Source organism: Klebsiella sp. ME-303 (genome assembly GCF_007910085.1).
Classification (GTDB): Bacteria; Pseudomonadota; Gammaproteobacteria; order Enterobacterales; family Enterobacteriaceae; genus Klebsiella; species Klebsiella michiganensis.
The window spans coordinates 93211-106549 of record NZ_VOJB01000079.1 but is presented as its reverse complement, the minus strand read 5'-3'; the positions used below and the strand labels follow the sequence as shown (position 1 = coordinate 106549).

At 58.0% G+C, this 13339-nt stretch carries 10 protein-coding genes and 1 pseudogene; 2 read left to right on the top strand and 9 right to left on the bottom strand.

Going from position 1 to position 13339, the window contains the following annotated elements:
* Window positions 1-35 precede the first annotated feature (35 nt).
* From FQK12_RS15620 to queA, 5 genes and pseudogenes are all read right to left on the bottom strand, one after another.
* Window positions 36-509, bottom strand: a pseudogene (locus FQK12_RS15620) (SecD/SecF family protein translocase subunit); the annotation flags it as partial.
* A 37-nt stretch (window positions 510-546) separates the two neighbouring features.
* Window positions 547-2394 (bottom strand): protein translocase subunit SecD, encoded by a 1848-nt coding sequence (gene secD, locus FQK12_RS15615; RefSeq protein WP_071881717.1) that lies wholly within the window; start codon window positions 2392-2394, stop codon window positions 547-549.
* A 27-nt stretch (window positions 2395-2421) separates the two neighbouring features.
* A complete protein-coding gene (gene yajC / locus FQK12_RS15610) occupies window positions 2422-2754 on the bottom strand; it encodes a preprotein translocase subunit YajC (RefSeq protein ID WP_004099423.1) in 333 nt (110 codons plus the stop codon).
* Window positions 2755-2776: 22 nt separating this feature from the next.
* Window positions 2777-3904 (bottom strand): tRNA guanosine(34) transglycosylase Tgt, encoded by a 1128-nt coding sequence (gene tgt, locus FQK12_RS15605; protein ID WP_004129667.1) that lies wholly within the window; start codon window positions 3902-3904, stop codon window positions 2777-2779.
* Window positions 3905-4013: 109 nt separating this feature from the next.
* Complete coding sequence (queA, locus tag FQK12_RS15600; protein WP_014228157.1) at window positions 4014-5078, bottom strand: tRNA preQ1(34) S-adenosylmethionine ribosyltransferase-isomerase QueA; 1065 nt, start codon at window positions 5076-5078, stop codon at window positions 4014-4016.
* Between the two features lie 91 nt (window positions 5079-5169).
* Between queA and acpH the strand changes: the two genes are divergently transcribed.
* Both acpH and FQK12_RS15590 read left to right on the top strand, forming a co-directional pair.
* Window positions 5170-5751 carry an ACP phosphodiesterase gene (gene acpH, locus FQK12_RS15595; RefSeq protein WP_014228156.1) on the top strand — a complete coding sequence of 194 codons (582 nt, stop codon included), beginning with the start codon at window positions 5170-5172 and terminating at the stop codon, window positions 5749-5751.
* 170 nt (window positions 5752-5921) lie between these two features.
* On the top strand, window positions 5922-6524 hold the full coding sequence (locus tag FQK12_RS15590) for a peroxiredoxin (protein ID WP_004099418.1): 603 nt from the start codon (window positions 5922-5924) through the stop codon (window positions 6522-6524).
* Window positions 6525-6571: 47 nt separating this feature from the next.
* On the opposite strand, the gene FQK12_RS15585 is transcribed toward FQK12_RS15590, so the two are convergent.
* The 4 genes from FQK12_RS15585 to FQK12_RS15570 all read right to left on the bottom strand — a co-directional run bounded on the left by FQK12_RS15585 (window position 6572) and on the right by FQK12_RS15570 (window position 13195).
* Entirely contained in the window at window positions 6572-7966 is a 1395-nt protein-coding gene (locus FQK12_RS15585; protein WP_014228155.1) for a DUF3999 domain-containing protein, read from the bottom strand.
* A complete protein-coding gene (locus FQK12_RS15580) occupies window positions 7963-10620 on the bottom strand; it encodes a DUF2339 domain-containing protein (protein ID WP_014228154.1) in 2658 nt (885 codons plus the stop codon). The genes FQK12_RS15585 and FQK12_RS15580 overlap by 4 nt, the downstream gene beginning before the upstream one ends.
* 136 nt (window positions 10621-10756) lie before the next feature.
* Window positions 10757-12625 carry an amidohydrolase gene (locus tag FQK12_RS15575; protein ID WP_014228153.1) on the bottom strand — a complete coding sequence of 623 codons (1869 nt, stop codon included), beginning with the start codon at window positions 12623-12625 and terminating at the stop codon, window positions 10757-10759.
* Between the two features lie 24 nt (window positions 12626-12649).
* Window positions 12650-13195, bottom strand: a complete 546-nt coding sequence (locus FQK12_RS15570) for an antibiotic biosynthesis monooxygenase (RefSeq protein ID WP_014228152.1) — start codon at window positions 13193-13195, stop codon at window positions 12650-12652.
* Between the last annotated feature and the right edge of the window lie 144 nt (window positions 13196-13339).

Below are 13339 nucleotides of genomic sequence, written 5' to 3'. Positions count from 1 at the left end.
GTTCAACAGTATATTCCTGTGCCACAACGCACTCCTCAGATAGACAGCTTTTTAACGCGCTTGCCGCCGTACAGCAGGTTCACGATGGCACGGGTGCCGACGATAGCGGTAAACATTGAGGTCGCGATACCGATACCGGTGGTAATCGCAAACCCTTTAATGGCACCGGTACCGACCGCGTACAGGATGATCACTTTGATAAGCGTCGTCACGTTGGCGTCGAAGATCGAGCTGAACGCGCCGCGATAACCTTCGTCAATCGCCTGCTGAACGGTACGCCCGTTGCTCAGCTCTTCTTTGATACGCTCGTTGATCAGAACGTTAGCATCGACCGCCACCGCCAGGGTTAACACGATCCCCGCGATGCCCGGCATGGTCAGCGTCGCCCCCGGGATCAGGGACATAATGCCGACAATCAGTATCAGGTTGGCAATCAGCGCCGAGGTCGCAATCAGGCCGAACTTCTTATAGAAGAGGATCATGAACAGGATAGAGACCACCAGACCGGCCNGTTCAACAGTATATTCCTGTGCCACAACGCACTCCTCAGATAGACAGCTTTTTAACGCGCTTGCCGCCGTACAGCAGGTTCACGATGGCACGGGTGCCGACGATAGCGGTAAACATTGAGGTCGCAATACCGATACCGGTGGTAATCGCAAACCCTTTAATGGCACCGGTACCGACCGCGTACAGGATAATGACTTTGATAAGCGTCGTAATGTTGGCATCAAAGATGGAGCTGAACGCGCCGCGATAACCTTCGTCAATCGCCTGCTGCACGGAGCGCCCGTTGCTCAGCTCTTCTTTAATACGTTCGTTAATCAGAACGTTCGCATCGACCGCCACCGCAAGGGTTAACACGATCCCCGCAATCCCCGGCATGGTCAGCGTCGCCCCCGGAATCAGGGACATAATGCCGACAATCAGCACCAGGTTAGCCACCAGCGCAGAGGTCGCAATCAGGCCGAACTTCTTGTAGAAGAAGATCATAAACAGGATAGAGACCACCAGACCGGCCAGACACGCTTCCAGGCCCTGCTTGATGTTCTGCATACCGAGGGTTGGACCGATGGTCCGTTCTTCAACAATCTGAATCGGCGCAATCAGCGCGCCTGCACGCAGCAGCAGGGAGAGCTGGCGCGCTTCGGTCGGGTTGCTGATGCCGGTAATACGGAAGCTGTTACCCAGACGAGACTGGATGTTGGCGATGTTAATCACCTCTTCCTCTTTCGCCAGAATCGCGCGCCCGCTGGCATCTTTCTTCCCGCTGTCTTTGTACTCCACAAACAGGGTCGCCATCGGTTTACCGATGTTGTCCTTGGTGAAGTTAGACATGATGTTGCCGCCAGCGCTATCCAGGGAGATGTTAACCTGCGCCTGGTTGTACTCATCCATGCTCGACGTCGAGTCGGTGATGTGGTCACCGGTGAGGATGACGCGCTTGTACAGCACAACCGGCTGGCCTTCGCGGGTATATTTAACTTCCGAGTCGCCCGGAACGCGACCGGCGGCCGCCGCGGCGCTATCAACGTTAGTGTTAACCAGACGGAATTCCAGGGTCGCGGTCGCGCCGAGGATCTCTTTCGCACGCGCGGTGTCCTGGATACCCGGCAGTTCAACCACAATACGGTCGGCGCCCTGACGCTGAACCAGAGGTTCGGCAACGCCCAGCTGGTTTACACGGTTACGCAGGATATTGATGTTCTGCTGAACGGCATATTCGCGGGCTTCTTTCAGACGGTCGTCGGTCATCACGGCTTTCAGGCCAGTGCTGCCCTGAGAGGAGATAACCAGATCGCGGTGACGAGGGCTAAGGTATGAGATAGCCTGGTCGCGCGCGGCGCTGTCGCGGAAAGCGATGCTCAGGCCATAGTTGTCTTCTTTACGCACGGTCGCGTAAGGAATGCCTTTATCACGCAGCTCGCTGCGCAGGCTGTCGATATTTTGTTCCTGCAGTTTGCCCAGCGCGGTGTCCATGTCGACTTCCATCAGGAAGTGCACGCCGCCGCGCAGATCAAGACCCAGCTTCATCGGCTCGGCATACAGGGCCGCCAGCCAGCGCGGGGTTGCCGGAGCAAGGTTAAGCGCCACGACGTATTTGTCACCCAGTACGCCCATCAGCGCTTCGCGCGCGCGCAGCTGGATATCAGTGGTGTCGAAGCGCGCAAGAATTGCGCCCTCTTCCAGTGCCACAGACTTCGCGGTAATTTTTTCTTCTTGTAGTGTTTTCTGGACCTGGATCAGCGTTTGCTCACTGGCGGCGACGCCGCGCGCGCCAGTGATTTGAACGGCCGGATCCTCACCATACAGGTTGGGAAGCGCATACACTAAGCCGACGACAATGACGACGACCAGCATGACGTACTTCCACAAAGGATAACGGTTTAACACGGCAGTTCCCTTAGGGAAAATGGGTAATTACAGCGCCTTCATGGTGCCTTTCGGCAGAACGGCAGCTACGAAGTCACGTTTGATAACCACTTCAGTGGTATCGTTCAGCGCGATAGCGATGTAGCCGCTTTCCGCGACTTTAGTGACGCGCCCAACCAGGCCACCGTTGGTCAGTACTTCATCGCCTTTGGCAATGGAGTTCATCAGGTTTTTATGTTCCTTGGTGCGTTTCTGCTGTGGGCGCAGGATCATGAAGTAAAAAATCAGACCAAACACCACCAGCATCAGGATCAGAGACATCGGGCTGCCCTGCGCCGCGCCACCGGTTGCTGCTACCGCATCAGAAATAAAAAAGCTCATTGAAATTCCCTCATTATTAAAATTAGTCAACGTTCAAAGGTGGAACGGTTCGACCCTGACGTTGGTAAAAATCGGTCACGAAGCTCTCTAATTTACCCTCTTCAATAGCCTTGCGTAAACCAGCCATTAAGCGCTGATAGTATCGCAGGTTATGAATGGTATTGAGTCGCGCGCCCAATATTTCGTTGCAACGGTCAAGATGATGCAAGTAAGCGCGTGAATAGTTGCGACAGGTGTAGCAATCACATTCTGCATCCAGCGGCGAAGTATCGCTCTTGTGCTTCGCGTTACGGATTTTCACCACGCCGTCGGTGACGAACAGGTGGCCGTTGCGCGCATTGCGCGTCGGCATGACGCAGTCGAACATATCGATCCCGCGACGCACCCCTTCAACCAGATCTTCCGGCTTACCGACGCCCATCAGGTATCGCGGCTTGTCGGCCGGGATCTGCGGGCAGACGTGCTCCAGAATACGGTGCATATCTTCCTTCGGCTCGCCGACAGCCAAACCGCCGACAGCGTAGCCATCAAAGCCAATCTCTACCAGACCTTTAACAGAGATATCACGTAAATCTTCGTAAACGCTGCCCTGAATGATGCCAAACAGCGCGTTTTTGTTGCCCAGACCGTCAAACCGATCGCGGCTGCGCTTCGCCCAGCGCAGGGACATTTCCATTGAGCGCTTAGCGTAATCCCAGTCCGCCGGATACGGCGTACATTCGTCGAAGATCATCACGATATCGGAACCGAGATCGTACTGAATCTCCATGGATTTTTCCGGATCGAGGAAAATCGGATCGCCGTTGATCGGGTTGCGGAAGTGCACGCCCTGCTCGGTGATTTTGCGAATATCGCCGAGGCTGAAGACCTGGAAGCCGCCGGAGTCGGTGAGGATCGGTCCTTTCCACTGCATAAAGTCGTGCAGATCGCCGTGCAGCTTCATGATCTCCTGACCAGGACGCAGCCACAGATGGAAGGTGTTGCCGAGGATGATTTGCGCGCCGGTCGCTTCAACTTCTTCCGGCGTCATCCCTTTCACGGTGCCATAGGTGCCAACCGGCATAAAGGCTGGCGTTTCAACGACGCCGCGCTCAAACACAAGACGGCCGCGGCGCGCGCGACCATCGGTGGTATCTAACTCAAATTTCATTATCACTCCCGCGTCAGAAAAACAGTCTGACGTTTAACGACTCGCTACGGAATGATTCCATAGCTAATAAATTCCTGAAGGCGTCAAAATAACCAGCGCGACAGCCTTCTTATGGGCGCTCAAAAATAGCCTGCGGATTGTACGTGATAAACATCGCGTCCCCGTAGCTAAAAAAGCGATATTTTTGTTCTACCGCAGCCTTATAGGCGTTCATGGTGTGCTGATAGCCGGCAAATGCGGAAACCAGCATAATCAGCGTGGATTCAGGCAGATGGAAGTTGGTCACCAGCGCATCAATGACTTTGTACTGATAGCCCGGGTAGATGAAAATCTGCGTATCGCCGAAGAAAGGCTCAATCAGGTCGTTTTTCGCCGTCTGCGCCGCGCTTTCCAGCGAACGCACCGAGGTCGTGCCCACCGCAATCACCCGGCTGCCGCGCGCTTTTGCCGCCAGCACCGCATCGACCACCTCCTGCGGCACTTCCGCATATTCAGAGTGCATAATATGCTCTTCAATGCTGTCTACGCGTACCGGCTGGAAGGTTCCTGCCCCCACGTGCAGCGTGACGAACGCCATCTCAACGCCCTTTTCGCGAAGCTTCGCCAGCATCGGCTGGTCAAAGTGCAGGCCGGCGGTTGGCGCCGCAACGGCGCCCGGTTTTTCGCTGTATACGGTCTGATACAGCTCGCGGTCGGCGTCTTCGTCAGGACGATCGATGTACGGCGGCAGCGGCATATGGCCGATAGCGTTGAGAATGTCCAGCACGCTGCGCGCGTCGTCGAACTCAACTTCAAACAGCGCGTCGTGGCGCGCAACCATGGTCGCTTTAATGCTTTCATCGTCGCCGAGCAGCAGCGCCGCGCCCGGTTTCGGCGCTTTAGACGCGCGAATATGTGCCAGAATACGTTTATCATCGAGCATGCGCTCGACCAGCACCTCAATCTTGCCGCCGCTGGCTTTACGGCCAAACAGGCGGGCCGGGATCACGCGGGTATTATTAAAAACCAGCAGATCGCCAGGGTTGAGCTTGTCGAGTAAATCGGTGAAAGTACCGTGCGTCAGCGCGCCCGTCGGCCCGTCTAATGACAGCAAGCGGCAGCTGCTGCGCTCGGGCATGGGATAGTGGGCAATCAGGGATTCGGGTAATTCAAAGGAGAAATCGGCGACGCGCATGGCATATACTCATGACTTAAAAACAGGCGGCTTAGTCTAGTGCTCACACCTCTTCGCTGCAACAACTAGCCGTATCCGGATAACGAATCGCATGAATTTTCTCGCACACCTGCACCTCGCCCATCTCGCTGACAGCTCCCTTTCCGGTAATTTACTGGCCGATTTCGTTCGCGGCGACCCCGCCGGCGAGTGGCCCGCTGACGTCGTGGAGGGCATTTTTATGCACCGCCGGATCGATGTACTGACGGATAACCTGCCCGAAGTCACCGAAGCCAAAGGGTGGTTTCGTCCCGAAACGCGCCGGGTCGCGCCAATTACGCTGGATGTGATGTGGGACCATTTCTTATCACGCCACTGGACGCAGCTGTCGCCCGAGCTGCCGCTGCCGGAGTTTGTCCGCTACGCCCACGCCCAGGTCTCGTTTATTTTGCCCGATTCCCCGCCGCGTTTTGTCAATCTCAACGAATACCTGTGGTCAGAGCGCTGGCTTGAACGCTATCGGGATATGGCGTTTATTCAGCGGGTTCTGAACGGTATGGCCAGCCGCCGTCCGCGGCTGGACGCCCTGCGCGACTCCTGGCAGGATCTGGATACCCATTACGATCGTCTTGAGCAGCAGTTCTGGCGCTTCTACCCGCAGATGATGGCGCAGGCGAAAAAAGGTGAACTGTAAAAGATTGCGCTTTTTTGGCAAAAGACTATTCTGAATAGCCGTTTCAAATAACGATTGATAGGCAAAACCTATCTCATCGATTGTCAGCGTCGCGTTGAGTTCGCCGGCGCCTCTCCCTATACTTGCCCGCGTTGCGTTCCAATTAACCTTAGTATTAACAGGAGAATCATATGGTTCTGGTTACTCGTCAGGCTCCGGACTTCACCGCGGCAGCGGTTTTAGGTAACGGCGAAATCGTTGAGAAATTCAACTTCAAACAGCACACCAGCGGTAAAGCCACCGTTCTGTTCTTCTGGCCGATGGACTTCACCTTCGTTTGCCCGTCTGAACTGATCGCGTTCGATAAGCGCTACGAAGAATTCCAGAAACGCGGCGTAGAAGTGGTTGGCGTTTCTTTTGACTCCGAGTTCGTCCACAACGCGTGGCGTAACACCCCGGTAGACCAGGGCGGCATCGGCCCGGTTAAATACGCCATGGTTGCTGACATCAAACGCGAAATCCAGAAAGCGTACGGTATTGAGCACCCGGACGAAGGCGTTGCCCTGCGTGGTTCCTTCCTGATCGACGCCAACGGCGTTGTTCGTCACCAGGTGGTTAACGACCTGCCGCTGGGCCGTAACATCGACGAAATGCTGCGTATGGTTGACGCGCTGCAGTTCCACGAAGAGCACGGCGAAGTTTGTCCGGCGCAGTGGGAAAAAGGAAAAGAAGGTATGGCCGCTTCTCCGGAAGGCGTCGCTAAATACCTGACCGAGAACGTATCCAGCCTGTAATCGGCGTACGTTCGGCAAAAGGCTCGCAGATGCGAGCCTTTTTTGTTTTATACGGAGCCGCTTTTTTTCACTTCGCGCCAGATTCGCCACGCCATCAGCGCCAGCACCAGGACGCCCACTATTAGCGCTCCCCATACCAGCAGCGTTTTCCAGCCGCTTTGCTGCTCGGTAGCCGACGTCGCCGTCAACCGCGCTTCACCGCCGAGGGTGACGCTCTCCTGCGCGACGGCCAGCGGTAGATCGCTTACAGCCTGCGTTTTGCGCAGCGACGCCGGTATCAGCATGTCCATGGCGACATCTGCCTTTGGCGCCGCCCGGTTGCCCCAGGCCAGCATATAAGGCCCTTTTCCCTGGGTATTAAAAATCAGCTGGTATTTGTCTCGCGCACCGCTTATCGCGGGCAGCGACGTCGGTAATCGGGCGTTAATCGTTGTGATCCGCACCGCTTCAACCGGCTGGGCTGAAAGTTGAATATCCTCCGAACGCTTGCCGTCCAGTCGATACAGCACGGTTTTGGTCAGCGGCTGCCAGGCTTCTTTTTCGCCGCTGCGCCAGGAGAGCGCGACCGGCAGAACCCCTTCGCTGGCCATCGATATCCTGAGCGAAGTCAGCGGCTGAGGCCGGGCCCAGCGCCAAACGGCTTCCTCATCTGAAATCTTGTTCGCCTGCGCATCAAGCTCAATGCGCGTAGACTCGGGCTCTCTGCGTTCGGCCAGGGCCGTCACGCTATTTAACACGACCGCCTTGCTTTGCGAATCGAGGAGCACCAGCAGGTAACGATTCCCGTCCGCGGAGAGCGTCAGGTCAGCGCTTATGGTATCCATTTTCAAACGATCGCTATCGCGCGCCAGATCCATAAGGGGCGCATCCTCCTGGACAGGGCGCCAGTACTTCAAATCCCGACTGGAATAGACCGACGCTTTCCCCTGCCAGCTGCCCGCCAGCGCCGCCCAGTTCAGCCGCAGCTGAGCCAGCGCAAACGCGTCCGTTTTCTCCGCCGGTAGCGTCAGTAAGTAGCTCTGCCCGAGCGCCTTCGCATCATCGGTTTCCAGATGAATTTCGATCCCCGTTGTTGAACGCAGGACCAGCGATTCTCCGCCGCGTCGCCCCTCTTCGCGCGGCGGAACCGGCGACATCTCCAGAGGGAAAAGCCGCAGCGTCATCGCTTCAGGCGTAACGGGCTGCGCCTTCTGCACCTGCAGCGCGAACGGTACGGTCTCTCCCTGATGGTTAAATACCCGCACATCGCGCAGGTCAGGCCACGCCGTCCCCTGATAGAGCAGCGGGGAAAGCTCGACGCGATACCAGGGCGACGCGCCGGTGGTTTCCAGCATCATCCCCTGCATATAGTCCAGTGGTTTTTCTCGCGCTTCATCGCCGCTGACAGCCGCGCCCGTCACGCCCAGCAGCACGCAGCATAACACCGCTTTCATCCATTTCATTTTTCTTCTCCTGCTTTGGGCGGTAACGGGGAAAAATACCCGACGATCAGCACCAAAATAGCCACGCCGATAAACGCGACAGCGCGCGCCAGCCCGCCGCCGCGCGCGCTGTCCACCAGCATGAGTTTCACAATGACAACGCCTAACAACGCCGCGCCGCACAGCCATTCGCGGCGGGAGTGTCGCCGCGTCGCACGCAGCATGACCGCCAGCGCCGCCAGCGTCCAGACCAGAGCGAAAGTGGTCTGAATTAAGCGCGAATGCCACAGCGCCTCTATATTCCAGGCCACCTCGCCGTACCAGGCCAGGGCGCGCAGCAGCAGGCCATTCAGCCACCAGAAGCCGAGCGCCAGCAGCGCAACCGCGGGCCAGGGGCGGCATACCGATAGCTGCAGCGGAAAATAACGCCGCGAAACGCGATAAAATATCGTCAGCCCAAGCAGCGCAAAAGCGGCGCCCTCTTCCAGCGGGTTAATCAACGGCAAATAGGTCTGACCGTAGACCGTACCATCCTGCACGTTCGTCAGCGTTAGCAGGCATCCCAGCGCAACCGCCACCGGTATCATGGCCTGAGAGGCATACAGCCCAGGCCATACCCGGAATGGCCATATTTGCCGATGAACGGCTTCAGAGACAAGGAAGATCAGCCCCCCGCCTGCCGCCATCATTAATCCACTCGCCCAGGCCGACATGCCCCACGGCAAATCCCGGGTAAACCAAAACAGCTCCATCGCCAGCGCCAGCAACACCATCCAGAACAGCGACAGGTGGGCGAGCCTGTTTATGCGCGGCGGGAGCGAAGGCCCATCACGCCAGAGCAGCGCCACCGCCGCGGGCAGCGCCGCGCACCAGGCCAGATTTTGCCAGCCAGCAGCGAAAATCTGCCGTTGGGATAGCTGATAAAACAGCACTATCAGCATCATTGGCCACAACAACCATTTGCTGGCATCCAGCTCTTGCCAGACTAAACGCGCAGCGACCGCGCGCCAGCACCATACCGACGCGGCCAGCGTCGCCAGCACGCCAAATATAATCTGCGAGTCTTTACTCAACGCCAGCTGCGATGCGCCGACAAGCGCCACCACCCAGAACAGTAGCCCGCCCAAAAGCAGTCCTCCACTGGCGTGCACTTCAATGCTTCGCCACAGCCAGGCGGCGACCAGCCAGCTAAGACTGAGTACAGCGAAAATCAGCAGCAAAGAAAGCGGCGTGGCGTCATTTGCCTGCGCCCAGAGCGCGCTGCCAACCGCCAAAAAGAGTAGCGCAGTCCCACTATAGCTCATACGCCGCTGCTGCTGTTGCACGCCCAGCCAGAGGATCCCGAGCCCCTCCAGCGACCAGGCCATCGCGGTCCAGCGAGCCGAAAGCGCAAGGGGAATAGCAAGGGTGGTAAATGCGCCGCCGAGCGCCAGCGCGGCCAGTACCAGCGGCTTCCCTAAAGAGGGGTAGCGACGCAGTGCCAGCCAGGCTAAAGCCAGATAGAAGCCACCGTAGCCCAGCGCGCTGAGCGCCGGACCGTATTCCATATGCCGGGTGATAGCGTACTGCATACCAAAGCCGACCAGCGGCGGTGCAAACAGCAGAACGCCGTCAATAATCTGCTTACCCTTTTCCTGCGCCCGCAGCGACAGCGCCACGCTTAACACGCCAAAAATAATCGTATTGGCGATTAAGAACAGCTGGCAGCTCAGGTAATACTCTGGCCGATATTCATTCAGCCCCCACAGGCCACCGACGCCAAAGGTAAACAGCAGGCCAAGCAGATTAAGCTCCCGCCAGTGCTGGCGGATGCTGATGGCAAGAATGCCCACCGACAGCAGAAGATAGAATGAGAACAACGCCACATGACTGCCGCCGCCGGTAGAGAGCAGCAGCGGCGCAAGATAACCGCCAAGACTCGCCAGCATGGCCAGGCTGAGCGCTTTTTGCACAATCGCCAGCCCTACGCTCGCCGCGCAAATCACCACCAGCAGCGCAAACGCCAGGGTCATCGGCAGCATCTGCCACAGGCGAAAGGCGCCAAAAACGGTGAGATAGAGCGCCCCCGTTGCCCCACCCTGCAAGATCAGGGCGTACATCGGTTGCTTATGCCGCAATCGCCATCCGACAGCCAGCAGGACAATGGCGAACAACGACGCCGCGACCAGACGCAACTCGAGGGGGAAAAGAGCGTGTTCCACGGTATAGCGCAGCAGAAAGGAGAGGCCAAGAAACAGCAGCAGGATCCCGAGCTTCGCCAGCGGGTTACCCTGCATAAACCAACGAACCAATGACGATACCATCCCGCCAAACGCGGAAGGTTGTTCGGTTTCAGGAGCCGATTTCGCCATCTGCTCCGGCTTCGGCGTTGGCTTCGGCTGCGAAAGCCATGGGTCAACGGCTTCCGCCACGGGCGCCGGTGATGACTCATGTTCTACCAGCGCTGTTGCGTCAACAGAAGCAACGACTTCCGGAGCAGTCGGCACGACGCCACTTGTCTCCGCCACCGGTGCCTGCGCAACGCCGCGCAGCTCAAGCTCCTCAACCCGACGCTGCAAAGCCGCCAGTTCCACACGGACCGCCGCGCTGCGCCTGAGCGCGGCAATCGCCACGAGCGGCCCAACCACCAGCCCGCAGAATAAAATCACAGCGCCAAAGATCAGTAGATCATCCATGTTCTCACCTTCACTGTTTGAAGAGGGAGCAGAATGACACACATTGTCTTATCAGCGCTATCCGAGAAAATGAAAAAGGCCAATGAGGGCGTTGATGCTCTCATTGGCCTACCGGTACTAATAAGCGCCCGTCGCGCTAAAAAGCAAAGCAGGAGCAGCCGAGTACGCCCCAGAACGCCTGCTCATCGGCAACCGGAATCGCCGATTTGCGCGCAATATCATGCTGATGCCCATGTACGCCGCAGCTGCCGCAGCACTGGTGCATCTGAACTATCGCGCCGATATTCGCGGCCGTCGGCGGCGCGGAACGGTAATGGCCCGGAACTTTCACCACCGGCGACCACTCGGGCAGCACCGGAATAGGCGGCGGCGCCAGCGGCGAAAAGTGTCCCGCCGCGTACACCACCTTGCCGTCCACCACCGTCAGCACCGACTCGATCCCCTTGATTTCCTCTTCCGCGACGCTGAAGTAGTCTTTCGACAGCACCACCAGGTCGGCAAGCTGGCCTTGCTCAATGCGCCCTTTCTTGCCCTGCTCGCTGGAAAACCACGCGCTTCCCGCCGTCCACAGCTCCAGCGCCACGTCGCGCGGCAGGCGGTTGCTGTCGTCGTACATCGCCATCCCGCCGACGGTACGCCCTGATACCAGCCAGTAAAGCGCGGTCCACGGATTGTAGCTCGCCACGCGGGTGGCATCCGTCCCCAGACCCACCGGAACCTCCAGTTCGAGCATTTTCGCGACCGGCGGCGTATGTTTGACCGCGTCTTTACCGTAGCGGTCGACAAAATATTCGCCCTGGAAAGCCATACGGTGCTGTACGGCAATGCCGCCGCCCAGCGCTTTAACGCGTTCGATATTGCGCTCGGTGATGGTTTCCGCATGATCGAAGAACCAGTGCAGCCCGTTGAACGGAATATCGCGATTCACCTTCTCGAAGACGTCGAGCATCCGGCTGATGGATTCATCATAGGTGGCGTGCAGGCGGAACGGCCAGCGGTGTTCAACCAGATGGCGCACCACCCGCTCCAGCTCATCTTCCATCCCTTCCGGCAGATCCGGACGCGGCTGGAGGAAGTCTTCGAAATCCGCCGCCGAGAAAACCAGCATCTCCCCGGCGCCGTTGGCGCGGTAAAAATCGGTGCCCTGTCCCGGCTTGAGCATATCGGTCCAGCGCTCAAAATCTTCCAGCTCCTGCTTAGGCCGCTGGGTAAACAGGTTATAGGCGATACGTACGGTCATCTGCTCTTTGGCGTGCAGCTGTTCAATAATTTCATAATCTTCCGGGTAGTTCTGAAAACCGCCCCCGGCATCAATAGCGCTGGTCAGCCCCAGACGATTGAGCTCGCGCATAAACTGCCGCGTTGAGTTGACCTGAAGTTCCAGCGGCAGCTTCGGCCCTTTGGCCAGCGTCGAGTAGAGGATCATCGCATTGGGTTTGGCGATCAGCATCCCGGTCGGGTTGCCGTTACCGTCGCGAACGATCTCGCCGCCCGCCGGATCCGGGGTCTCTTTGGTGTAGCCCACCGCCTTCAGCGCCGCGCGGTTTAGCAATGCGCGATCGTACAGATGCAGGACAAATACCGGCGTATCCGGCGCCGCATCGTTAAGCTCCTCCAGCGTCGGCATCCGCCGTTCGGCGAACTGGAACTCGCTCCAGCCGCCGACCACCCGCACCCACTGCGGCGACGGCGTGCGGTCGGCCTGATCTTTTAGCATCCGCAGCGCGTCCGCCAGCGAGGGAACCCCCTCCCAGCGCAGCTCCAGATTGTAGTTCAGGCCGCCGCGGATCAGGTGCAGGTGGGAGTCGTTCAGGCCGGGGATCGCCGTATGGCCTTTGAGATCGATAATTTGCGTCCCGTCCGCGGCAAAGCTCATGATCCGATCGTGGCTACCGACGGCGAGAATTTTACCGTCAGCGATCGCCACCGCATCGGCCAGGGGATTTTGACGATCGAGAGTATGAACCCGACCGTGGGTCAGGATCAGTGTGGCAGTTTGCGACATAACGCACTCCTTCAGGAGGCTGGCTCAGTTTTTCTTTAACCAGCCAGCAAACAGACGGGTCACGATGGGCATCCAGAACCAGACCACCAGCGCGACCACACAGGCATCATTGATCAGATGCAGCAACAGGCTTCCCTTCAACGAGGGCAACAGTATTCCGGTTATTGATGGCACCAGATTAGTACTGGGGAAAATCACCAGCAGGGTGATTAAAAATTGCTTCCAGCGTCGCGGCTGGCGCACGTTCGCCGCGGGCGGCGTAAACCAGAAGGCCGGTTCAGTCCGGACTTCGGTACGATCGCCTTCGCTCAGCAGCGGCGCAATTTCCGCCACAAGCTGGCGGCGGGTCTCCGACTGGGTCCAGGCGTAAAGATGCTCAATGGTGTCGAAGCGAATAATCACGCTCCATAAATTCTGCCCGGGGGCCGGACGAATGACGTTTGCGCCAAGATGACCGGGAAACTCTGCCGCAATCGGCATAATTTTGCCCAGCCACGCTTCATACTGCTGGCCATGCTCCGGGTCGAGCACATGGCTGATCACCAGGGTCACCGATTTCTGTTGCGCCATTAAGAGTTCCTTGCTTCAGGGAATGGCGGGTTGTCCGCCGCCATTCGCTATACATGACCATACAAAAAATCATTCATGCTGCGTCGAGGCGGCAAGGTTGTTCGTCCCCGGGAGCTGACATGAGTCAGTGACCGGGGCGGGCAG